The following is a 22,491-nucleotide window of genomic DNA, read 5'->3' on the forward strand; positions in this document are numbered from 1 at the left end:
TGACGCTGGAAACCCTCGGCTCGGTGAGCCATAACCCCATTGTCAGCCTGCCAGCTCTGGCTGCCTGACCCGAACCTGATCCTACTGCGGATCGACGGTTCCTACACCACCCCGTGGGACACGACCAGTGATGGGTTGGCCGCGTTGCCCCTTACGTCCGAGCTTTGCCATCGTATTCGCGACCAGCTTCACTGCGTCCTTTTGGTCCCAACCACGATCGATCAGAGCCTGCACCACAGATACCGCGCGGACCTCCTCGGCATGATCGGTACGACTCGCAGATGGTCTACCGGGTGTCTTTACCGAGTTGACCAAGTTCATCATTGGCTTCTTTTGTCCGGCTCTCAGTTTATCGAGGCGAACAAGCAGGTCTTGAAGTGCGACCATTTTGGAATTGAAGCCGGGAAGGCGCTTCAGGACGTTCATTGCCGTCACCAGCGCAACAATATGCCCAGCAACCAGTGCGTCTGGACGGGCGTCAACTAATGCCTGATCTAGCAAAGACATGTACCGCCCCACTTCTTGCCCGAGCAACTCGTCGGGGATGCTGTTCACGTCGAGAGCGTCGCTGCCCCCATCCATTGCATCGTTCAATTTCGCCTCCGCAGGCGCCGCAAATGAAAGGGGCGGCAGGGCCGTGCGGTAGTCGGCCCGTTCGGGAGCTAACCTAGCCGCCCCATGCGATCACGCCCGCTTCTCCGCCAGCGCAACCACGTTCGATGTATCCTTCTCCGTCAGCAGGCCCTCAACGTGACCAGACCAAGCCTTGAGCGCAGCCTTCTTTTCCGGCCCCCAGTCGTGAAGCTGATAGACGCCAGCAACGCCGGACTTCGCCCCGCTCACATGGTTCATAATGGCTTCGGTCACTTCGAACCGCACCCCAAGCCGCTGCATCCCGGTTGCAAGCGTCCGGCGCAGATCGTGATACCGCCAGAGCGGAATCGCAGGCGCATCCTTCGGCTTGAGCTTCTCCATCTCCCGGTCAAGGCGGCGCTTGGCCCGAGAGTGCCCGCTGATCGAGGTTTCGCCCGTCGTGCTGAACACGAAGCCCTTGCGCGGCCAACCGTCCTTGCGTTTCGTCCGCCTCGCCAGTGCGTTCAATTCCGCCACGGCCAGCGGTGACAGCGGCACGAGGGTAGCGTTGCCGTTCTTGGCCCGATCCGCTGGCAGGCTCCACAGAGACTTGTCCTTGTCCAGTTCATGCCATTCGAGGCCGGACACTTCCTCAAGGCGCTGCCCGGTCAGGATGAGCAGCCGCACGAACGGCCCGAAGGGATAGCCGAGCAGGTCCGACCCCTTCCACGCCAGCGTCAATTCCTCATCGCTCAGCACGCGGTCACGCTTCACCGGCAGGGGAGGGGGTTCCATCCCCATAATGGGCGACACATCAAGATCGCCCTGGCTCACCGCCCACCGGAACAATCGGCGCAGGACGGCAAACAGATTGCGGCTGGTCGCGACCTTGCCCTTTGCCTTCGCCAGTACCGCACGGATGTCAGCGCGGTTGATCTCGTGCAGCGGCTTGTTGCCCAGAACCGGGATAGCATAGAGCCGCAGGAGCGCGTCCCCGTCCTTGTGCGAGCGCTTCCACCGGACCTTGAGGCAATCATCCACGAAGGTCTGCGCATAGCCCTTGAATGCCAGATCAACTGCCTTGCGCGCGTTGTCCTGTTTCAACTGCTGCGGATCGATGCCCTGCGACACCAGCACTGCAAGCCGCTCGGCTTCCTTCCGGGCAGCATCAGGTGTGAGACTGCCATGCTTGCCGATAGTGACGCGGCGTGTCCGGCCAGCACGACCACCAAGCCGGTACTGGAACAAATACGACTTCGCCCCGGTCGGCATGACCTTGCAGCCGAAGCCCGCAATCTTGTCGTCCCAAAGCAGAACCTCCGCCGCACCCGGCAGGAGACTGTCGACGTTGGTCTTGTTGATCCTGCCCTTTGCCATCCGTGCTTACCAGAACCCTTTCCAGTAAGCACGCTAGCGGGAATTGCCGTGAACAGCAAGGGAACAGCGGGAAGAGAACGAAAGAAGAAGGCTTGCTTATCCACGCGATTCGTCGCAGAACGCCGTGACTACACCGGCTAACTTTTAATCAGTAGGTCGCTGGTTCGAACCCAGCAGGGCTCACCATTGCTCACCGCAGCGGGATGCGCAGCGCGAACCAACGGCCGCGCCATTGCCATTCCGCGGTGAAGCCGATGCGGCGCCAGCCGGCTTTCCGGAAGGCGCGTACCGAGGGGGTGTTGGTCCACCAGATGAAGGCCACGACCCGGTCCGCGCCCGCTTCGAGGTAGCGGCGCGTCGCCCCGCGGATGAGGGCAACGGCAAGGCCCCGGCCGCGTTCGGATTGTTCGGTGGCGATGTCCATCAGCGCGACTTCGTTGGCCCTCAGCGGCCAGGTCGCATCGCGGCCATACTGCGCGGCGCGCGCGAAATGGGCGACCGAGGCGGGGCGGCCGTCCTGCAGCAGGACCATACCGGGCAGACCCTGCCTCGCATAGCTGAGCGCGCCTTTGACCTTGGGCGTCAGGCTCTCCGCGATGGCGCCATAATGCTCGGGCCTCGCTTCCACCACGTCCGGCCCGGCGGCGTCCGGCATACCCGACGAAGCTACGATCCAGTTCAACCGGTAGTCGGTGATCAGCATGCCGATCGCCGTCTTGATCCCGTCCTTGACCACTGCTGTCACCGCCGCACCAGCCGCCGCACGCTTGCCATCGCGCCCTTGCTTTCCGCGATCCGCTTCGCCGCCGCCACGCTGCGGTTGAAGCCGTCGAGTGCGCCCAGCAGCAGCCGGTTGGCAAGGCTCGGGCGCAGCAGATAGAACGAGCACGCCTGCACCGATCCCGTCGCGAACAGCGCCTTGTGCGCGCCTTCGCCCTCGGTGAAATCGAAATAGCGAAAGCGTTCTTCCGCAAACAGCCGCTCCAGCGCCTCGAGCTGCAGCACCGTCCCCGGCGAAAGCTGCGCGAAATCCGGATCATAGCCGAGGTGCGCGTAGACCACGGTCTCGCCGTCGATCGGCAGGTAGAGGTAGCTCACCGCCTTGCCCTCGATCCGCAGCAGATAGGCGCGCAGCCTGTCCTGGCGGGCCAGCGCGCGCATTTCGGCGATCGCGGCGTCACCTTCCGGCAGTCCGGCATCGAGCAGGCGCGCCTGATAGGTCCGGCGCGAGAGGGGCACCGCCTCCGCCACGAAGCGATCCATGTCCTCTGCGGTGCGAAACTCCTCGAAATCGAGCCGGTCGCCGCCCAGCTCGGCAATCCGCTTGCGCTTGCGCCGCAAGGTCGAGCGGGTCTTGCCGGAGAAGCGCGCGAGGTAGTCCTCGAAGCTGCCGGCCATTTCGATGTAATAGCGCGGAAAGGCCTGCCAGCCGCCGAGCCGGTAGCCGGGCAGCTGCTTGCGGATACGGGGGATCGCCGATTCGGGTGCCGAGAGGACGCGTACGCCCTCGCAGCCGATCTCGATCCCCGGCAGGCGCTCCGCCTTGCCTTCGAGCAGGTCGGCCAGCGTGAACGAGGCGGTGTCAAGCTTGCGCGTAGCGGCAAACACGCGGCGCGAGCCGACGACGAAGGGAATGGTGACAGCAGCGGTCATCGGGCACCGTAGAGCGCGTTGGCGGCGGCCTGTTCGGCATAGCGCCAGCCGGTGCGCAGCAGGCTGTGCGGCAGCAGCGCGGCGTGGGTGCTTGCCGGGAGGGCCAGCGGGGGATTGTCGGCATAGGTCGCGGTTGTCACGCCTGGCTCCCTTTCCAGCCATGCGCAAAGCCGCTCGAACCGGCGGACGAGGATCTGGTTCTTGCGCGATCGGTCGCGGCTCAAGAGCTCGAAGCTGTGCGAAACCAGCGTCATCGGCACCTCCGGCTGCCGCCGCGCATGGCGCAGCGCCGCGCCGATCTCGCCGTCGGTGAGCGCGGTCAGCTGGAAATGGCGGCGCGATCCGCGCGGACCCGCGATGCAGGAAACGGGCACTTCGGTCACGCCGTGGATCTTGACCGGCACGCGGTCCTCCGGCCCCAGCGCAATGCGGCTGTGCGAACCGACGATCCCCGGCGTGTGGCTGCTGTCATAGGCCAGCCCAAGCGCGGCGAGCGCACGCAAGGTGTCATCGTTGGCGCCGTAGTTCCCGGCGCGAAATGCCACCGGCGCGGGCGCCCCGGCAGCGATCAGCACGCCCTTCGCATAGTCCAGCAGCTCGCACTGCTGCTCGAACGTGAAGTCGCGGATGTTGAGCCCCGTCGCCGTGCCCAGCGGATTGTTCGCGCCTGCGATCGCCAGCCACTCGGTATGCGCGTGAAGCTGCACGTCGTGCCCGCGCGCCACGATCGGGCCGACCACGTCAGCAATCGCCTCCACCCCCCAGACCAGCGCGGGCAGCGGATCGACGAAGAACACGGCCTTGATGCCGTGCCGGTCCATCACCGCCATCTGGTAGAAGATGCCCGCTTCGCCGTCCGCCACCTGCCCGGCGATCGAGCGCGCAAAGTTCTCGCGCCGGTCATCGCGCCACGGGAAACCCGCTGCGTATTCGGTGTCGATGGTGATGTAGAGGCTGACCATCGCTCAGGGACGCGGAACCACGCCCGCGCGGCGGATGGCGCGATAGGCGAGCGACTTGCCGAGGTTGCGCGCCGGATATTGCTGCGGGCTGCGCGGCGCTAGTCCGGCGCGGCGCAGGATGTGGTTGAGCGCGCGCGCATCGGCCTCGGCGCAGCTCCATTCCGAACGCCACGTCACCGACAGCGAGATCGAGGGGAACGCCCCGTTGCGCACATAGTGCGGCGCCTTCACCGGCACATGCAGGCCCTGTCCGGGCCGGAGCGCAAACGCCCGGCCGCGTGCCTGGAACTCGTCACGCCACGCGAGGTTGCGATGATGCGCGCCGAGGTGAAACAACTCGTGCACGCGCGGCGGGGCGATGGCCTCGTCGGTCACCGGGAACATCGTCATCACCTTCTCGCCCTCGATCTGCAGCAGCAGATTGTGCTCGGGATCGAAGTGCAGCGGGGTCACCGCATGCGGCGAGGAGACGAAGATGAATGCCTCGCAGCGCTCCATCGCACCGGTGCGCGGGGCGACGACGTCACGCACTTCGCCCAGCACCTCGTCCACCAGCTTCGCATAATCCGGATGCTGCTCGATGCGCTTCAAGGCCATCCATGAGCCGGCGCGGTCGATCTGGCGGATGACTTCGGCGGCGGAGAGGGCAGGGCGCTCGACCTTGTCCGGATCGACGCCCAGCGGCAGGTCGCCCAGATTGTATTCCACGCTGTCCGCCGGCAGGAATTCCGCCAGCTCGGCCAGCGCGGCGCGGGTCAGCAGGCCTTCTGCCGCCAGCTTGTGCTCGAACGTCACTGGTGCAGCCGGATAAGCCTCGGCCAGCACGGCCAGGGCCGTCGGATCGAACCGGACAGTGCTCATCGCGATCGAAGTCCTTCCGTTTCCGCCAGCGGGAAACCTTCCACTGCCCGATGGCCTAGCGAAGCGGACTTAACATTCGATTTAGGTTCTTTCGCGGTGCGGGCGTTTTCCGCCGCAATCCGGGAAACTCCATTCCTTCATCCCGCTGCGCAGAACACGCTTGGCGCGCATTTATTCCTGTCCGGCATAGAGCTAATCGCGACGGCGTATCTGCCGGAACGCGGCGGGCAGGGCCATCAAGGGGTCACGGCAATGACGCCGCCCCGATCAAAGGAACCTGACGATGACCGCTTTCACTGTCCCGACCCGCGATACCGTTTCGGCTGGCAACCAGGGCCTGTTCGATGCTCTCAAGGGCCAGCTGGGCTTCGTGCCCAACCTCTACGCCACGCTCGCCCACTCGAACAACGCGCTGGGCACCTATCTCGCGCTGCAGTCGGCCAAGTCGTCGATCAATGCGAAGGCCCGCGAAGTGGTCAACCTCGTCGTCAGCCAGGTCAACGACTGCGCCTACTGCCTCGCCGCCCACACTGCGCTGGGCAAGATGAACGGCTTCTCCGATGCGCAGATCCTCGAAATCCGCGCCGGCAGCCTTGCTTCGGACGCCAAGCTCGATGCGCTCGCCCGCCTGACCCGCTCGATCGCCGTCAATCGCGGCCAGGCCGATGAAGCCCTCGTCGATGGCTTCTTCGCTGCCGGCTGGACCAAGGAAAACCTCGTCGATGTCATCGTCACCATCGGTGACAAGATGATCACCAACTACCTCCACGCCGTGACCAAGGTCCCCGTGGACTTCCCGGCTGCCCCGGCGCTTGGCGTCCTCGAAGCGGCCTGAACCGGAAGCTGACCCCATCGGCTTGGCCCGCCTGTCCTCTCTCCCCTCCCGCCGGGCGGGCCACACCAGGAGCCTCGTCATGACCGCACTTGCGTCCCCTTGCTCCACCGGTCATGGCGAGGTTCACCCCTCGCTCTCCCTCCCAGTCGCCAGCCTAGCCGCCAGCATTGCCGCAGGCGCGCTCGCGGCCTTCATCTGGGCGATCTACTTCGTCTTCGCCAAGACGGGCACTGCCGCCGGGCTACTCCCGCAGGATTTCGCGCTTCTCCGTTTCGGCCCCGCCGCGCTCGTCCTGCTCCCCTGGCTGATCCGCCATGATCTTCCCCGCCTGGCCGGGATCGGCTGGCCCCGCGCGTTTACCCTCACTTTGCTCGCCGGACCGCCGTTTATCCTGCTCAGCAGCGCAGGGTATCTCTACGCCCCGCTGTCGAACGGCGCGGTTATCCAGCCCTCCACCGTCACGCTCGCATCGATGGCGGCGGCTGCGGTCCTCCTCCGTGAGCGCATCACGCCCGCCAAAGTCATCGGCATCGCGCTGATCCTTGCCGGGCTCGCCGTGATCGCAAGCCACAAGAGCCACGCCGGCGGCAGCATGGTCTGGCTTGGCAACCTGCTCTTCCTCGGTGCCGGCCTCAGCTGGTCCGCCTATACCATCCTGTTCAAGCGCTGGAACCTCGATGCCGTCGCCGCAACCGCCGTCGTCGCGCTGCTGTCCACGCTGCTCGCGCTGCCGATGCTGCTGTTGAGCGGTGGTTTCACCCGCCTCGCAGCGCTCCCGCTGCAGACCCTCATGGCCCAGATCATGGTCCAGGGAGTCCTCTCGGGCGTCGTCGCGCTCATCGCGTTCGGCATGGCCGTCCGCCAGCTCGGCGCCGCCCGTGCCAGCCTGTTTCCCGCCGTCGTCCCCGTCGCCGCAATGATCATCTCGGTCCCGCTCACCGGCACGGTCCCCGCCGCCATGGAGATCGCCGGAGCCCTGCTCGCCACGGTCGGCCTCCTCGCCGCCATGGGCCTCCTCCGTTTGCCTACCGTTGTTACCCGTCCCCAACCATCAAGCAAAGGATTGCGTTCATGACCCAAGATCCCCTGTTCCAGCCCATTCGCTATGGTGCGATTCTGGCTCCCAATCGCATCGTGATGGCCCCGCTCACGCGCACTCGCGCCAATGCCGACGAGGCCCCGCACGAGCTTCAGCAGATCTACTACAGCCAGCGCGCCACCGCTGGGCTGATCATTTCCGAAGCCACCCACATCTCGCCGCAGGGCAAGGGCTATGCCAATGCGCCCGGCATCTACAGCGAGCGCCAGATCGAAGGCTGGAGCAAGGTGACCAAGGCCGTCCACGCCGCGGGCGGACGCATGATGCTCCAGCTCTGGCACGTCGGCCGCCTTTCGCACCCCTCGCTGCAGCCCGGCGGCGTGCTGCCCGTGGCTCCCAGCGCCATCGGTCTCGAGGGCCATGCCCATACCTATGAAGGTCCGCAGGCGTTCGTCGTCCCCCGCGCGCTCGAACTGGCGGAGATCCCCGGCATCATCGAGGATTACCGCAGCGCCGCGATCAACGCCAAGGCGGCCGGTTTCGACGGCGTGGAGATCCACAGCGCCAACGCCTACCTGCTCGACCAGTTCCTGCGCGATGGCACCAACCACCGCACCGACCAGTACGGCGGCAGCATCGAGAACCGCGCCCGCCTCACGCTCGAAGTGACCGACGCCGTCACCAGCGTCTGGGGGGCGGACCGCGTCGGCATCCGCCTCTCGCCCTCGCTCACCATCAACGGCATGAGCGACAGCAACCCCGCGCCGCTCTTCGCCTATGTCGCCGAGCAGCTCGGCAAGCGCCGCCTTGCCTATCTCCACTGCGTCGAACCCAGCGATCCGCGCGGTGATCCGTTCCAGCGGATTGTCGATCCCCAGATCGTGCGCAAGGCCTTCGGCGGCAACTACATCGCCAACGGCAGCTACACCGGCGAGCGCGTCCGCGATGCGCTGAGCGCGGGCGATATCGACGCCGCTTCGTTTGGCCGCCTGTTCATCGCCAACCCCGATCTTCCGCGCCGCCTCGCGGAAGGCCTGCCGATGAATCCGCTCAACGCTGCCCGCATCTATGGCGGCGGCGCGGATGGCTACACCGACTACCCGTTTGCGCCCGCTGCCTGGGCGGCGTGAGGCGCAGGGCGCGGTCCTTCCGGAGGAGGGCCGGGGGGATCGCGCCGTTCTACCCGGCCAGCGTTCGGCACTGCGCCTTCTCGCGGATCGGATCGACCGCTGCTGCCTCGGACGGATCGGCCAGCAACACGCGCTGCAGGATGATGCCTGTCGCATAGCGCACCCGCACGGTTTCGACCCCGGCGGGAACCGCCTGCCCCTCCAGCGCCAGCACCACCCGCATCGGCTTGCCGGCCATCTCTTCATCGTTGCGCACGTAGGCATTGTCGGTCCGCGCATCGAACACGCTGATCGAGCTGTAGCGCCCCGGCACTAGCACGGCGGTCACTTCCAGCGGCCCTGCGGTCAAATCATAGGGACAGACCGAATAGAGCAGGTCCGGGCTTGGCCGCACCACGAACTGCCGCTCGGCACGCACCGGCGGGGTGTGGGTGAAGTGGTTCACCGGCGCGGTTTTCGTCAGTTTGGCTTCGGCCAGCCGCATCAGCCCATAGGGCGCCGCCGCCAGCGTTCCATAATAGCTGCCAAGAGCCACGACCGCGACCACGGCCAGAGGAGCAATGCGGCGGATCATGGTCGGCACTCCCCCTTGGTGATCGTCGGCAGGCTGATCCGCGATGGATCGCGCGCCATCTCGCCCTGCGGACGATAGGCCCTGAGCGTCAGCTCGAAGGGGCCGTCGGTGCCGGTCGGGATCCACAGGCCGGGCTGCTCGTCCGGGCCGATCTGCACCGTCCAATGCTCCGCTTGGCCTGCCGGAATGCGCGCGCTGCCGATCGAATAGCGAGACCACCGATTGGGGATCAGCCAGCCGCCCCGGTCATAGAGCGTCACGCTCCACCAGCGCGCGGCGATGTCGCCCCCGGTCATCGCATAGCGGCACTTGCCCGAAAGCGGCGCACCGGCGCTGTCGGTCGCGGCGGTGAAATAACGCGCTTCTTTGGCCGGCAGTGCCAGCAAGCCCCGCAGCGCGACAATCGCCCGGGTCTTGATGTCCGCATCGGCGGTGCCCACGTCGCGCCCTGTCGTCCACGGCCCCACCCGCACATCATTGCCGAGCCCGCCGGTCCTGATCTGCCAGACGGCAAGGCCGCTCCCCAACGCAAGCCCCACCACGATGAGGCCTACCCATTTCAAAACTGCCTTCACGCGTCTCTCCCTTCCGCGTGGATTCAGAAGTAATGCTTCGGGATCAGCCCCTTCTCATAGGCCTCGCGCTCCAGCTCCTCGCGGAAATCGGGGTGCGCGATCGAAATCATTGCCTTGGCCCGCTCGGCCACCGGCAGGCCTTTCAGGCAGACCATCCCGTATTCGGTGGCGGCATACATCACATCGGTGCGCGGCACCGTCACCACCGTTCCCGGCGCCAGCCCCGCCACCACGCGGCTCTTGCGCTGCCCGTGCTTCTCGTAGGTCGAGGGCATGCACAGGAACGCGCGTCCGCCCTCGGACTCATAGGCCGCGCGCACGAAGCCCAGCTGTCCGCCGGTCCCGCTGAAATGCCGGTAGCCGTCCGCTTCCGAAGCCGCTTGCCCCTGCAGGTCCATCTGCCCGGTGCTGTTCACCGCCACCACATTGTGGTTCTGCGCCACGAACTTCGGCAGGTTCGTATAGTCCACCTGCCGCGCGACGAAGGCCGGGTTGCGGTCCAGCGCGGCGTAGATATCCGCGGTCCCGATGGCGAAGGCATAGACCGCCTTGCCCACATCGACCTGCTTGCGCGCCCCGGTCGCGACCCCGGCTTTCACCAGCTCGACCAGCCCTTCGACCATCATCTCGGTATGGACGCCAAGGTCCTTCACCCCGGCACCCGCAATTGCGCGCCCCACGGCATTGGGCAGGCCGCCGATGCCCAGCTGCAGGCAATCCCCGTCCCTGATTTCCGCCGCCACCAGCCGCGCGATGGCAAGGTCAACCTCGCTGGAGACCGCGCTCGGCAGTTCGGGTGCGGGGAGGGGCGGCAGCTCGATCACCAAGTCCACTTCGCTCTCGTGCACCGCGTTGTCCGGTCCGAAGCAATAGGGTAGCGCGGGATTGACCTCGACGATCACCACGTCCGCCTTCTCGACCAGCGCGCGCATGTAGGAGGCCGAGATCGAGAAGTTGTAGAACCCGTCCGCATCCTTCGGGCAGACCTGCAATACCGCGATATCCACCCGCTCGCAGAACCGGCGATAGAGATCGGGCCATTCGCCCAGGTTCAGCGGAATATAGGTGCAGCGCCCCGCATCGAACTGGCGCCGGTCGTATCCGCTGAAGTGCCAGCTGGCGGAAAGCACATGTGCGCCTTCGGGATCGGCCTCCTGAAACGCGCGCGGCCGCGTCGTCAGACAGCTGCGCACTTTCACGCCGCGCAGCTCGTGCACCCGCGCCGCCAGTGCCTTGTCGAAGGCTTCCGCCTGCGTCGCGCCGAACCCGTAATCGAGCCACATGCCGCTTTTCACCAGCGCCGCGGCTTCCTCTGCCGTAATCACCTGCGGCATGTCAGGCGCGCTTTCCCGTGCGCAGTAGCCAGAACGCGACTGCAAACAAGGCCGCCACCAGCAGGCTCATCCACAATTGTGAGGCAAGATCCGGCTGCAGCCCCATGAACACCAGCACCGCCAGCATCGCCGCCAGCGCGGTCAGCGTGCCGAAGGGGTGGAACCACATCTTCAAGGTCAGCCGCTCCGGCGCCTCGCGCTCCATCCGGGTGCGCTCCTTCAGCTGCGCGATGCCGACCAGCCCATAGAGCAGGATCATCGTCACGCCCGAGGAATTGACGAGGAAGCTGAACACCGTCCCCGGCGAAAGCCACTGCGCCGCGAGCGCGCCATAAGCGAACAGGCTCGCGGCAATGATCGCCCGCGCCGGCACCCCGCGCGCATTGACATGCACCAGCCAGTCCGGCGCATCGCCGAAGCGCGCAAGACCGAACAGCGCCCGGCTTGTCACGTAGAGCCCGCTGTTGAGGCACGAGAGCACGGCCACCAGCACCACCGCGCTCATGATCGTCTCGCCGCCGGGGATATGCATCGCGGCCAGCGTCGTCGCGAAGGGCGAATGCCCCGGCACGATCTGCGTCCACGGCACCACCGCGACGATGAGGCCGATGGCGAGCACGTAGAAGATCACGATCCGCAGCGCGACCGAGACGGTCATCCGCGCGATCACCTTGGCCGGATCAGGCGATTCCGCCGCCGCAATCGTCGCGATCTCCGCACCGCAGAGAGAGAAGATGGTCGAGGCCACGCCTGCCAGCACCGGCCCCCAGCCATGCGGTGCAAACCCGCCATGCGCGGTCAGGTTGCCGATGGAAAACCCCTGCGGCGCGGTGATGCCGAAGACCCACAGCGCGCAGATCAGGCTGAACACGAGGATCGCGGCGACCTTGATCGAGGAGAACCAGAACTCGAACTCGCCGTAGCTGCGCGTGGACATCAGGTTCACCGCCGTCATCAGCGCGGTCAGACCGGCACCGATGGCCCATTCCGGCACCCCCGGCAGCCAGCCGCCGATGATCTTGGCCCCGGCAATCGCCTCGACCGCCACCACCACGACCCAGAAATACCAGTAGAGCCAGCCCGACAGGAACCCGGCCAGATGCCCGAGCCCCGCGCGGGCAAAATCCGGAAAGGTCCGCACGCCTTCCAGCACGATGGCCATTTCCGCGATCATCCGCATCACCAGCAAGATCAGCAGCCCCGCGATCAGGTAGGAAATCACCGCTGCCGGCCCGGTCAGCGAAATCGTGGTGGAAGATCCGACGAACAGGCCCGCGCCGATGATCCCGCCAATCGCGATCATCGAAACGTGGCGCGGCAACAGCGTCCGGCTCAGCTCAACCCCGCCACCAGTCTCTGCGATCCCCACTGCGCCCACGCAAATCCCCTTTATCTGACCCGCCATAGGGATAAGCGGCAGGGCGGGCGTGTCAAATGCCCCGTGCAATCAGATAGCCCCCTCCTCTTCAGAGGAGGGGGTTGGGGGTGGAGGCTCTCCGCATAGCGCCGACCCCCCTCAAAACCCCAACGGCGCATTCTCCTTCACTTCCTTCATCACGAAGAACGTCCGCGTCTGCCGCACCCCGGGCAAGGTCAGCAGCCTTTGCCCATGCAGCGCGTTGAAATCGGCAATGTCGCGCACGCGGATCTTCAGCAGGTAGTCGAAGTCCCCCGCCACCAGATTGCAATCGAGCACTTCCTTCATCCCGACCACCGCGCCTTCGAACGCGGCAAAGCTTTCCGGTGTCGAGCGATCGAGCACCACGCCCACCATCACCAGCGTGCCGAGCCCGACCACGCCCGGATCGACCGCGCCGCGAAAGCCCGTGAGCGCGCCCGCCTCGACCAGCCGCGCCACGCGCCGATGGCATGTCGCCGGGCTGATATTGGCCGCCTCGGCCAGCTCCGCATTGGACCGCCGCCCGTCCGCCTGCAGCAAGCGCAGCAGGTTGCGGTCGATCCGGTCAAGCTCGATGGAAGAATCTTTCATGATTTGCCGATCTATCGAACATTCAAGGAAACAGGAAGCCCCTCAGTATCGATCATGGTCGATCAAACCCCCAAGATTGCAAGCACCTTCCACGCAGTTTGCATTAGTTTCGCCCCCGAATCAAACGCATGTCGGAGCCCACATGTCTCTCCTCGCCAAGTTCGAACGCTACCCGCTCACCTATGGCCCCACCCCCATCGAGCGCCTTCCGCGCCTGAGCGAAGCGCTTGGCGGCAAGGTCGAAATCTGGGCCAAGCGCGATGATTGCAACTCCGGCCTCGCCTTCGGCGGCAACAAGCTGCGCAAGCTCGAATACATCGTTCCCGACGCCATCGCCTCGGGCGCCGACACGCTCGTCTCCATCGGCGGCGTCCAGTCCAACCACACCCGCATGGTCGCCGCCACCGCGGCCAAGCTCGGCATGAAATGCGTCGTCGTGCAGGAAAAGTGGGTGCCGCACTACGATGCCGTCTACGACCGCGTCGGCAACATCCTGCTCACCCGCCTGATGGGCGCGGACAGCCGCCTCGTCGATGACGGCTTCGACATCGGCATCCGCCAGAGCTGGGAAGACGCCATCGAAAGCGTCAAGGCAGCGGGCGGCAAGCCCTATCCGATCCCCGCCGGCGCCTCGGTCCACAAGTATGGTGCACTGGGCTACGTCGGCTTCGCGGAAGAAGTCGCCGCGCAGGAGGCCGAGCTTGGCTTCACGTTCGATTACATCGTGGTGTGCGTCGTCACCGGCTCGACCCAGGGCGGCATGATCGTCGGCTTCGCCGCGCAGGACCGCGCCGACCGCGTCATCGGCATCGACGCTTCCGGCACACTCGAACAGACGCGCGCGCAAGTCCGCTCCATCGTCGACAACACGGCGGAGCTCGTCGGCCTCGGCCGCACGATCCGCGAGGACGAGATCGTCATCAACCCGGACTACGCCTACCCGGCCTATGGCGTGCCTTCAGACGAAACCAACGAGGCCATCCGCCTCGCCGCCCGCACCGAAGCGATGATCACCGACCCGGTCTACGAGGGCAAATCCATGCAAGGCATGATCGACCTCACCCGCAAGGGCTTCTTCCCCGAAGGCAGCCGCGTCCTCTACGCCCACCTCGGCGGCGCGCCCGCGATCAACGGCTACAGCTATTATTACAAGGATGGCTAAAACCTCCCCGGCACGGGGAGGGGGACCGCCCAAAGGGTGGTGGAGGGGTCGGGGCCTACAGCCTCTCCAGCGCCAACAACCGCCGATCCCCCAGCCACGCCCGGTCCAACGCCGCCTCTGCCGCGCGCGCTTCCAGATCATGCCCCAGCGCCCGCTCGGCCTTCGCCAGCCCCCACAGCGCCCAGCCATTGCCCGGCGCGGCAAATAGCGCCTGCTTGAAAGCGTCTCGCGCCTCTTCGGCCTTGCCCGCTGCCAGCAAGGCCGCGCCCAGTGACTGGCCCACCGGATAGTACCAGAACGGCGGCTCCTGATAGGGCAGCGTTCCCTCGATTGCCTGCGCCTTGTGATAGGCCTCCGCTGCCGCCGCAAAGTCCCCGCGTGCATAGGCCAGCCGCCCGCGCATCACGTGCTGCGCCAGATGGATCAGGTCGGTCGCGGGCAGGCCCGTCCCTTCCACCGCCTTGATCCCCGGATCGGTGGTGAGCCGCTCCATCGCCGACAGCTCGGCCTCCAGCGGCCCCGCCTGCTTCAGCCGAGCGAACGCCACGCCCCGCGCATAGTGCCACATCGCCCGCACATAGGGCAGGCGCGCCGTCGGCTTCGGCAGCGCGAAGATCTGCGCCGGCGTCCCCCCTTGCGCAAAGGCGAACGAAGGCGCGGCGACCACCGCTTCGATCCAGCCGAGTTCGACCGCCTTGTCCTCGGGAATGATCCGCATGAGCTTGCGCGCCTGCGCCACCGCCAGCCCCAGATCGCCCGCCTGCTGCGCCGAGGTCACGATGAAATGCACGTTGTGCGGGTAATAGCCGTAGCGATACATGCCATCGTCAGGCACCCGCGCCAGATAGGCCTCGTCCGCTTTCGCCGCCGCCACATTGGCCCGGATCGAGTCCTTGTAGCGCCCGATGCGGTAATAGATGTGCCCCGGCATGTGGACGAGGTGCCCCGCCTCCGGCATCGCGCTCAGCGCGAGCGCATCCGCCGCCTTCTCCCCGCGCGTGGGATCGACGTGGTTCTCCATCAGATGAATCGCGAGGTGCGCCGCTTCCTGATGCCCCGGATGCCGCGCCAGCACGCCTTCGACCAGCGCCACCGCCTTGTCGATCCGCGCCCGCGGCTGTGCGCGGCCCGGCTGCCAGTAGTTCCAGGGGGTCGTGTCCATCGCCGCTTCTGCCGCGAGCACTGCCACTTCGTCGTTGGTCGGCACGCTGTCCGCCAGCTTCAGCATGGCATCGGCATAGGCCGCATCTAGCGCGCCCCGGTCCGCCTTGGGATCGGCCGAATAGCGCGCAGCCAGCGCCCCCACGAGCGCCCGATCCAGCGCTGGCATCCCTGGCGCCAGGGCCTGCGCCTTGGCCAGCGCCGTCAGCGTCGGCGCGAGCGCCTTGGCCTCCATCGGCGCATTGATATTCGGCCCCTGCACCAGCGCCTCGCCCCAGAAGCACAGCGCGCATCCGGGCGCGAGCACCTGCGCCTTGCGGAACGAGGCGACCGCCGCGGCATGGTTGAAATTGTAGGCCATCTCGAGGCCCTGATCGAACCACGGCCGCGCCTCCGGCGTCATCCCGCCCGGCTCCAGTGCGGATCGCGGCACGCCGCCGTAAAGCGGGAACTTGCCCGGCACGACCGGCCCCATCAGTGCGGCCGCCTGCTGCAACCGCCGCAACAAGATCGGCGTGTTCGCGCGCGCCCGTTCGGCACAAGCCGCTGCCGCCAGCCGCGAGGGATCGAGCATCGCCAGCGCTGCCGCGTCGGAGCGCGGCGCATGGTGCAATGTCGTCGCAGCCGTCGCTGCCCCGCCAGCCAGCAAGGCCAAAGCCAGCACCCGATACAAACGCATGATGTTCCCTCCCTTGCCCCGGGAAGGCCAGCCTATGCCTGCTGGGGCTGCGGCGCAATCACGCCGCAGCCATCATCAGGATCACTCCGCGGCTTCGCGCTGCGCCTCACGCGCGAACATCTCGACCAGTTCGTCGTCGGTCGCCTCGAGCAGCTTCGCCGCCCAGGTGTGGAACACCTGCCCCCCGCGCTCGTTGCGGCCAAACAGGACGTCCTTCATCAGCCCGCTCTGCAGCGCCTCGTGCTGGCGCTTGCCGGTCTTGTAGTCCTCGTCGCGCACCACGATCTCGAGGAAGTCGAACTGCTCGTGCGCGGCCTTGATCGCCACCTCGTCCGAGGGCTTCTTTTCCATCACGTAGAACTGGGTGGTGTAGCTCTCGCCCACCTTGTCGCCCGGGAAGAGCTGGCTGATCATCGCGCCGCGCAGGCCGCCGCCGTAGAAGCTGGCGATCGAGATATGCGGAAAGATCGTCCACACGCCCTGCACCAGCACCTCGTCCGGGATCTGCTCGTCGGAAAGCGCGGCTAGGTCGATCTGGCCGTCGTCGTCGGACTGCACCTTGATTGCATAGCGCGAAGGGGTCGAGAGCCGCTGGTGCGGCCCGAACTCGAAGTAGTTGGCGCGGTTGTAGAAATCCGCCCCGAACGTGTTCGCGTGGAGCACGGGCAGGTGGTAGAAATCGAGGTAGCCGTCGTAAGCCGTCTTCCAGTTCGGCCCCGAAAGCGTGCGCTGGCTGAACAGGTACCAATCCTTGAACCCGAACGCTTCCAGCAACCCGTCATAACCGCACAGGTAATCCGCGATCGAAAGCTTGGACTTGGGATCGAGCGTCGCCCAGATCAGCCCCGCGCTTTCATAGACCGGGAACTTCGTCAGGCACAGCGCCGCCTTGTCCACCGCGCCAAAATCCTGCGGGCTTGCCACGCCGATCAGCGCGCCGTCGTTCTTGAAGGTCCAGCCATGATAGCCGCAGGTGAACCGGGTGGCATTGCCGCTGCCCGATGCGACCGGGTTGCCGCGGTGCGAGCACATATTCAGGTACGCGCCGACCGACCCATCACGCTGGCGGGTCAGCAGCAGCGGCACGCCGGCAATGTCCATCGCCTTGTAGTCACCGGGATTGGGCAGCTCGCACGAAGGCGCGACCATCAGCGGCAGGCGGCGGAAGATCTGCTTCTTCTCGCGCTCGAAGAGCGCCTCGTCGGTATAGGTCGAGGCGGGGATGCGCACGACCTCGTCCGCGAGTTCCATCGTGCCTGCATCGCCGTGGGCGACAAGCGAACGGGTCATTTCGATCAGCTGTTCACGTGACATGGTCTTATCCTCGAATCCCGGGGCAGGCCTATTCCCATGGAGACTGATCTCCGGCAGCCCTGCCTGCAATTGTCATTTTTGCTTGGCGGCACCCTGTTTCAACCGGACTGCAACACGGATCAACGCGAAAGTTGCTCGTTCAGCAGCTGGTGGAAGTGCCTGATCTTCGTCTCGCCGTAGTTGGCAAAGACGATCTCCTTCGATTTGATCGACTTCATCCCCCGCTGCACGTGCGGCAGGTTGACCACGTCCTGATTGAACACCTTGGCCAGCATGCCCAGCTCCGGCGCGTCGCAATAGTCGTCGTCGAAGTCCAGCCAGTGCACCTTGGCGGGGGCCGGGCGCTGCTCGCCTTTCTTCACCGGCATCATGAACATCGTCTCGTGGATGCATTCCTCCAGATTGTCGCCCAGCGGGCGGAACCGGTAGAAGATCGGATTGAGGCACCCCCACGGGCTGATGTTGGGGAAGAGGTTGTAGTAGATCGTGTCGACGAATTCCGCGTCGGACATTGCGTCCACCTCGTCTCCCAGCACATTCCGCCAGCGTTCCCGCGCGTCGTTCGCCATCGCCTTGCGGCGGTCGGGCACCGGACCAGTCGTGGTGTGGTCCTCCTCCAGCTCCCACCCGGCAGGCAGCTTGCCGCCCACCCAGTCGCACAGCTGCACGTCGGCGTGATCCAGCTCGCCCTCGATATGGTGCGCCTGGTGATCGAAAATGCCCGTCCGCCCGTCGCGCGCGGTCACTTTCACGCGGTCTTCGCCGAGCCGCTCATAGACATTGCCGGACAACGCGTGTCGCACCTTGGCATAAGTCATTGCGCCCTCCAGCGGCTCCGCCACCAGCATCGGGTTCACGTGCGGGCTGAGGAGGCCATTGGGCGAGATAGCCCGGGAAAGATTGCCGAACACATCATATTTCGAATTGGCGTCGCCCATCACATCGAGCAGCGTCGGGTGCGTCGCCACCACGTGGTAGGCTTCCATGAAGGCTTCCTGCGCCACCTTCCAGTTGCAGCGCAGCTTCTTCGCGACATGTACCGCCTTGTAGCGCCGCTCGAACGGGATCGGCTGGAAGTGCCGGTCGATATCGCCGAGGAAGTCCTCGAAGGCTTCCGCCTTGTCATCCGGGTTGATGAACACCCAGCCGCCCCAGCGGCCGACCCTCACCGGCGGCAGGCTGTGTGTCTTGGCGCTGACCGAGGGGAAATCCCACTGGCACGGCACTTCCTTCAGCGCGCCGTCGATCCCCCAGTTCCAGCCGTGGAACGGGCAGCGGAAGCTGTGCAGCCCCTTGCTGTCCTCGGTCAGCAGCGCACGGCCGCGGTGGAGGCAGGCGTTGGGAAAGGCCTTGATCTCGTCCGGCCCGGTGCGCACCACGATGTAGGACAAGTGTGCGATGTCATAGACATGGCTGTCGCCCACGTTCGGAATGTCGTCCTCGTGGCAGGCCATCTGCCACACCCGCTTCCACAGCCGCTCGACCTCCAGGTCGAAGAAATCGCGCGAATAGTAGATGCTCGGATCGACGATCGTCGGCCCCGGCGCGATCGGGCAGTCCTCGCGCAGCCGTTCCGGCACCGCATGCGTGTCCATGTCCAGCAGCGCGTCATAGGTGATGCCCTTCGACCGGTTCGTGCCCGTCAGCGTCTCGACCATGCTTGCTCTCCTCTTCCGCCACAGAGGATGAAGCAGCAGGCCGCCAGAAGGCTTTGACCTGCCTCAAATTCGCGCCCCCCAAAAATGAGAGCGCTCCGGCAGGCGGAATCCGGAAGGCTTGCAAGGCGCGCCCTCATGCGTACCAAGGCCGCGAACCGCAATGGACCTTGCCGATGATCCGCGCCCTAGCCTTGCTCCTCGCACTCCTCTTTGCCGCCCCCGCCGCTGCCCAATCTGCGCCGCAAGGCGAAGTCATCACCACCGCTTCGGGCAAAGTCGAAGGCTTCATCCGCAATGGCGTCCTCGAATTTCGCGGCATCCCCTATGCCGCCCCCGTCTCCGGCGAGGCGCGCTGGTCCATGCCGCAGCCCGCCGCGCCGTGGACCGGCGTCCGCCCCGCGATGCACTTCGGCGGCGCCTGCCCGCAGGCCGCACGCTACGGCCTGACGGAACGCAGCGACGAGGAAAACTGCCTGACGCTCAACATCAGTCTTCCCACCACCAAGGCTGCCAAGCGCCCCGTCCTCGTGTGGATACACGGCGGTGCCTTCGTCGGCGGCGCGGCCTCGCTCTACCGGCTGGACCGCCTCGCCAGGGGAATGGACGCCATCGTGGTGAGCGTGAACTACCGCCTCGGCGTATTCGGCTTCATGGCCCCTCCGGCAGGCACATCCGGCGCAGGCCATGTCCTCGGCCTCGAAGACCAGCGCCTCGCCATGCGCTGGGTCAAAGCCAACATCGCGGCCTTCGGCGGCGACCCTGACAACATCACCCTCGCAGGCGAATCCGCTGGTGCCGCCTCGGTCTGCATGCACCTCATGGCACCTGAGCAGACGCGCGGCCTGTTCCACCGCGCCATCATCCAGAGCGCCGCCTGCGGCACGCCCCTGCGCACCCTCCCGCAGGCCGAAGTCTTCGCCGCCAAAGTCGCTAAGGAAGCGGGTTGCCCCGACGCTGCCACCGCCTTCGCCTGCCTCAAGGCCATCGACCCGCAGGCCCTCATCGCTGCCGGCACCCGCGCCGCCAAGGGCGAACTTCTCGCCTTCGCCCCCTTCACCGGCAACGCCACGCAGGCGAACGCCACGATGGCCGCGCTCCAAACCGGCCAGTTCCTGCACCTGCCGGTCCTCAACGGCTTCACCCGGGATGAAATGCGCCTCTACGTCGGTTACGATGTGCAGGGCGGCGCCAAGATCACTGCCGAGAGCTACCCCGCCGCCGTCCGCGCGATCTACGGCGACAAGGTCGACAAGGTCCTCGCCCGCTACCCGCTCAAACCCAGCGAACACCCCGCCGAAACCCTCGGCTCGCTGATGAGCGACTTCATGCCCGGCCTTGGCATCACGCATTGCCTGATGCTCGAAAGCGGCCGCCTGCTCGGCGCATACACCCCCGTCTTTCAGTGGGAATACGCCGACCGCACCGCGCCGTCACGCGGCGTCTCGATTCCCATCAGCCCCGAACCCGGCTTCAATCTCGGCGCCGTCCATTCTGCCGAGCTCAACGCGCTGTTCCCCAATTTCTCCAACACCTCGGCCATGTCTGCGCCTGATCTGAGCCCAGCCTCGGGCGCACTCGCGGGCGTCATTCTCACGACTTGGGCCGCCTTTATCCGTGGCGATGCTCCCGCTGCCGATTGGCCTTTGGGCAAGGTCATGCGCTTCGAACCGGGTTCCATCACCCGCAAGGGCGACATCATTCACATCGACACCAGGCCGATCCGCCCCTTCGACGCATGGTCCGAATACAGTTGCGATTTCTGGCGCGCCGAATACCCGGCCTTCTTCTCGCCAAAGGAAACCCGATGAACACCGCAATCGTCACCGGCGCCGCGCAGGGCCTCGGCCTCGTCACCGCCCGCCGCCTCGCCGCCGCCGGCTACCGCGTCGTCCTCACCGATGTGCAGGATGTGACCGCGCAGGCCGCCGCCATCGGCCCGCATGCGGTCGCCATCAGCGGAGACATCTCAAGCGAGGCCTTCGTGGAGGACATGGCCGGGCGCATCGCGGCAGACTTCGGCAGCGCGCAGGTTCTCGTCAACAACGCCGGCATCAGCATGATCCAGCCCGCCGAGGATACCACGCTCGATCAGTGGCAGCGCATGATGGCGATCAACCTGCAAGGGCCCTTCCTTACCTGCCGCGCCTTCGGCAAGCAGATGCTGAGTGCCGGCAAAGGCGCCATCGTCAACGTCGCCTCGGTCGCGGGCCTCGGCGGGGTGATCCACCGCTGCGCCTACAACACCTCCAAGCACGGTCTCGTCGGCCTCACCCGCACCCTTGCGGGCGAATGGGGCGGTCGCGGCGTGCGCGTCAACGCCGTGTGCCCCGGCTGGATCAAGACCGAGATGGACGTCAAGGACATGGGCTCGGGCGCCTACACCAACGCCGATATCGAAAACCGCGTGCCGCAAGCCCGTTTCGCCATGCCGGGGGACGTGGCCGAGGCGATCACCTTCCTCGCCTCCGACGCCGCCGCCTTCATCAATGGCGTCGCCTTGCCGGTCGATGGCGGCTGGACCGGCGACATCAGCTGGGATGCCCTGCGCCTCAAGACGCGGGGCTGAACCCGCGCGCCAGCGTTAGCCGGACATATCGCCGGGTTCATCGGGGAACGATCCGAGATACCCGGTTCCCCGCGTGACCATCCCCGCGTCGCAGCCCGCCCCGGCCAGCATGGCGAACGTCGCCGCCCGATTGGTGACGATGGTCCACCTGGCCGGTCCATCCGGCGCTGCAAAGCCGCAAGCCAGTTCGTGCAGCGCGTCCAGCAAGGCCGCAGGCTCCAGCGTGTGGACCGCCAGCCCTTCGCCCGCAAAAGCCGCCGCGCCGATGCCCAGCTTGCGGCACAAGGCCGCCATCAGCGGCACTTCCCGCCGCGCGATCTCGCGGTGCTGCGCCAGCACCGCCACCGCTTCGGGATCGAAGATCCGCGCGTCATCGATCAGCGGCGGATGGCGCTCCTCCCACGCCTCGGGCGGACACACCTTCCCGCGCGTTTCAAACCGCATCCCGGCCAGCCGGTCGAGCGGGTAGATCCGGCATATCCGCGGCCGCGCTGCATAGTTCCCGCAGCGCATGTCGGGCAGCAAGTGCGGGCAGGCCCCGCCATGATAGGCCACCAGCGTCGCCGCGATGCGGATCGGCATCTCCCCACTCACCGCCGCGAACGACCGTCCGGCGCCCGGATCGTCTCCATCCGCGGCCCCCGGCACCACCGGCAGCGCTTCGCTCAGGATCTGCACGGTGTGCCCGTTGCCTGCCCACACCGCGGCTTCCTCCGCGCTCAGGGTCAGCCGCAGATCGTGGCAGCATTTGCCGCATTGCGTGCAGGAGAAATGGACGGTCATGGCTCACCGCCGGGCATAAGCCGCGCCCGCTGCGCGACGAATAAGGGCCATTACGGATCAGCCGGCGGAGAGAGGCAACGCTGGGCAGGAGCCGCCCATGCCAGCTCTCTCCGCGTCGAGGCCCGGCGTCAGATCAGGATCCACTCTGCGCCGAGGTTGCCGAGGTTTCCGCCGCCGATGATGGCGGTGTCGTTGATCAGCCATGAGGCGTATGTGCCGGCCGCGTCGCGGAACAGCAGGTCGCTTCGTCCGTCGCTGTTGAGGT

21 protein-coding genes are annotated in these 22,491 nt (G+C 66.3%); 6 read left to right on the top strand and 15 right to left on the bottom strand.

Annotated features, from left to right (window positions below; translation table 11 throughout):
- Positions 1–81 precede the first annotated feature (81 nt).
- The 6 genes from NDB2M1_RS22240 to NDB2M1_RS18030 form a co-directional block, all read right to left on the bottom strand.
- Positions 82–594, bottom strand: a complete 513-nt coding sequence (locus NDB2M1_RS22240) for a hypothetical protein (protein ID WP_143146832.1) — start codon at positions 592–594, stop codon at positions 82–84.
- 90 nt (positions 595–684) lie between these two features.
- Positions 685–1,950, bottom strand: a complete 1,266-nt coding sequence (locus tag NDB2M1_RS18010; protein WP_072384215.1) for a tyrosine-type recombinase/integrase — start codon at positions 1,948–1,950, stop codon at positions 685–687.
- Positions 1,951–2,140: 190 nt separating this feature from the next.
- Positions 2,141–2,695, bottom strand: coding sequence for a GNAT family N-acetyltransferase (locus tag NDB2M1_RS18015; protein ID WP_143146833.1), 555 nt, complete (start codon positions 2,693–2,695; stop codon positions 2,141–2,143).
- Positions 2,692–3,603 (bottom strand): GNAT family N-acetyltransferase, encoded by a 912-nt coding sequence (locus tag NDB2M1_RS18020; RefSeq protein ID WP_072384217.1) that lies wholly within the window; start codon positions 3,601–3,603, stop codon positions 2,692–2,694. The genes NDB2M1_RS18015 and NDB2M1_RS18020 overlap by 4 nt, the downstream gene beginning before the upstream one ends.
- Positions 3,600–4,565, bottom strand: coding sequence for a polysaccharide deacetylase family protein (locus tag NDB2M1_RS18025; RefSeq protein WP_072384218.1), 966 nt, complete (start codon positions 4,563–4,565; stop codon positions 3,600–3,602). The genes NDB2M1_RS18020 and NDB2M1_RS18025 overlap by 4 nt, the downstream gene beginning before the upstream one ends.
- Positions 4,566–4,568: 3 nt before the next feature.
- On the bottom strand, positions 4,569–5,426 hold the full coding sequence (locus NDB2M1_RS18030; RefSeq protein WP_054121609.1) for a cupin-like domain-containing protein: 858 nt from the start codon (positions 5,424–5,426) through the stop codon (positions 4,569–4,571).
- A gap of 283 nt (positions 5,427–5,709) precedes the next feature.
- On the opposite strand from NDB2M1_RS18030, the gene NDB2M1_RS18035 reads away from it, so the two are divergent.
- From NDB2M1_RS18035 to NDB2M1_RS18045, 3 genes are all read left to right on the top strand, one after another.
- Positions 5,710–6,261 carry a carboxymuconolactone decarboxylase family protein gene (locus tag NDB2M1_RS18035; RefSeq protein ID WP_072384219.1) on the top strand — a complete coding sequence of 184 codons (552 nt, stop codon included), beginning with the start codon at positions 5,710–5,712 and terminating at the stop codon, positions 6,259–6,261.
- Between the two features lie 79 nt (positions 6,262–6,340).
- On the top strand, positions 6,341–7,336 hold the full coding sequence (locus NDB2M1_RS18040; RefSeq protein ID WP_072384220.1) for a DMT family transporter: 996 nt from the start codon (positions 6,341–6,343) through the stop codon (positions 7,334–7,336).
- On the top strand, positions 7,333–8,430 hold the full coding sequence (locus NDB2M1_RS18045) for an alkene reductase (protein ID WP_072384221.1): 1,098 nt from the start codon (positions 7,333–7,335) through the stop codon (positions 8,428–8,430). The genes NDB2M1_RS18040 and NDB2M1_RS18045 overlap by 4 nt, the downstream gene beginning before the upstream one ends.
- A 49-nt stretch (positions 8,431–8,479) precedes the next feature.
- Here the strand turns inward: NDB2M1_RS18045 and NDB2M1_RS18050 are convergent, their stop codons facing one another.
- From NDB2M1_RS18050 to NDB2M1_RS18070, 5 genes are all read right to left on the bottom strand, one after another.
- Positions 8,480–9,004 carry a DUF1254 domain-containing protein gene (locus NDB2M1_RS18050; protein ID WP_143146834.1) on the bottom strand — a complete coding sequence of 175 codons (525 nt, stop codon included), beginning with the start codon at positions 9,002–9,004 and terminating at the stop codon, positions 8,480–8,482.
- The gene (locus NDB2M1_RS18055) at positions 9,001–9,579 is read right to left on the bottom strand and encodes a DUF1214 domain-containing protein (protein ID WP_072384223.1); all 579 of its coding nucleotides are present in this window, start codon (positions 9,577–9,579) and stop codon (positions 9,001–9,003) included. The genes NDB2M1_RS18050 and NDB2M1_RS18055 overlap by 4 nt, the downstream gene beginning before the upstream one ends.
- Before the next feature lie 23 nt (positions 9,580–9,602).
- Complete coding sequence (locus tag NDB2M1_RS18060) at positions 9,603–10,913, bottom strand: acetyl-CoA hydrolase/transferase family protein (protein WP_072384224.1); 1,311 nt, start codon at positions 10,911–10,913, stop codon at positions 9,603–9,605.
- Position 10,914: 1 nt separating this feature from the next.
- Positions 10,915–12,291, bottom strand: coding sequence for an amino acid permease (locus NDB2M1_RS18065; RefSeq protein WP_253185944.1), 1,377 nt, complete (start codon positions 12,289–12,291; stop codon positions 10,915–10,917).
- Positions 12,292–12,429: 138 nt separating this feature from the next.
- Complete coding sequence (locus NDB2M1_RS18070) at positions 12,430–12,903, bottom strand: Lrp/AsnC family transcriptional regulator (protein ID WP_072384225.1); 474 nt, start codon at positions 12,901–12,903, stop codon at positions 12,430–12,432.
- Positions 12,904–13,045: 142 nt separating this feature from the next.
- Here NDB2M1_RS18070 and NDB2M1_RS18075 point away from each other — a divergent pair, with 142 nt between their 5' ends.
- Positions 13,046–14,065: a 1-aminocyclopropane-1-carboxylate deaminase gene (locus NDB2M1_RS18075; RefSeq protein WP_072384226.1), complete on the top strand. Its 1,020-nt coding sequence runs from the start codon at positions 13,046–13,048 to the stop codon at positions 14,063–14,065.
- A gap of 55 nt (positions 14,066–14,120) precedes the next feature.
- Here the strand turns inward: NDB2M1_RS18075 and NDB2M1_RS22725 are convergent, their stop codons facing one another.
- The 3 genes from NDB2M1_RS22725 to NDB2M1_RS18090 form a co-directional block, all read right to left on the bottom strand.
- Positions 14,121–15,905, bottom strand: coding sequence for a hypothetical protein (locus NDB2M1_RS22725; RefSeq protein WP_072384227.1), 1,785 nt, complete (start codon positions 15,903–15,905; stop codon positions 14,121–14,123).
- A gap of 81 nt (positions 15,906–15,986) precedes the next feature.
- Entirely contained in the window at positions 15,987–17,219 is a 1,233-nt protein-coding gene (locus NDB2M1_RS18085) for an aromatic ring-hydroxylating oxygenase subunit alpha (RefSeq protein WP_072384228.1), read from the bottom strand.
- A gap of 119 nt (positions 17,220–17,338) precedes the next feature.
- On the bottom strand, positions 17,339–18,877 hold the full coding sequence (locus NDB2M1_RS18090) for an aromatic ring-hydroxylating oxygenase subunit alpha (RefSeq protein ID WP_072384229.1): 1,539 nt from the start codon (positions 18,875–18,877) through the stop codon (positions 17,339–17,341).
- 173 nt (positions 18,878–19,050) lie between these two features.
- Here NDB2M1_RS18090 and NDB2M1_RS18095 point away from each other — a divergent pair, with 173 nt between their 5' ends.
- Positions 19,051–20,685 (top strand): carboxylesterase/lipase family protein, encoded by a 1,635-nt coding sequence (locus NDB2M1_RS18095; RefSeq protein WP_072384230.1) that lies wholly within the window; start codon positions 19,051–19,053, stop codon positions 20,683–20,685.
- Positions 20,682–21,443, top strand: coding sequence for an SDR family NAD(P)-dependent oxidoreductase (locus NDB2M1_RS18100; protein WP_072384231.1), 762 nt, complete (start codon positions 20,682–20,684; stop codon positions 21,441–21,443). The genes NDB2M1_RS18095 and NDB2M1_RS18100 overlap by 4 nt, the downstream gene beginning before the upstream one ends.
- A gap of 15 nt (positions 21,444–21,458) precedes the next feature.
- Here NDB2M1_RS18100 and NDB2M1_RS18105 read toward each other — a convergent pair whose 3' ends face one another.
- Positions 21,459–22,226: a YkgJ family cysteine cluster protein gene (locus tag NDB2M1_RS18105; protein ID WP_072384232.1), complete on the bottom strand. Its 768-nt coding sequence runs from the start codon at positions 22,224–22,226 to the stop codon at positions 21,459–21,461.
- Between the last annotated feature and the right edge of the window lie 265 nt (positions 22,227–22,491).

Source organism: Novosphingobium sp. NDB2Meth1 (genome assembly GCF_900117425.1).
Classification (GTDB): domain Bacteria; phylum Pseudomonadota; class Alphaproteobacteria; order Sphingomonadales; family Sphingomonadaceae; genus Novosphingobium.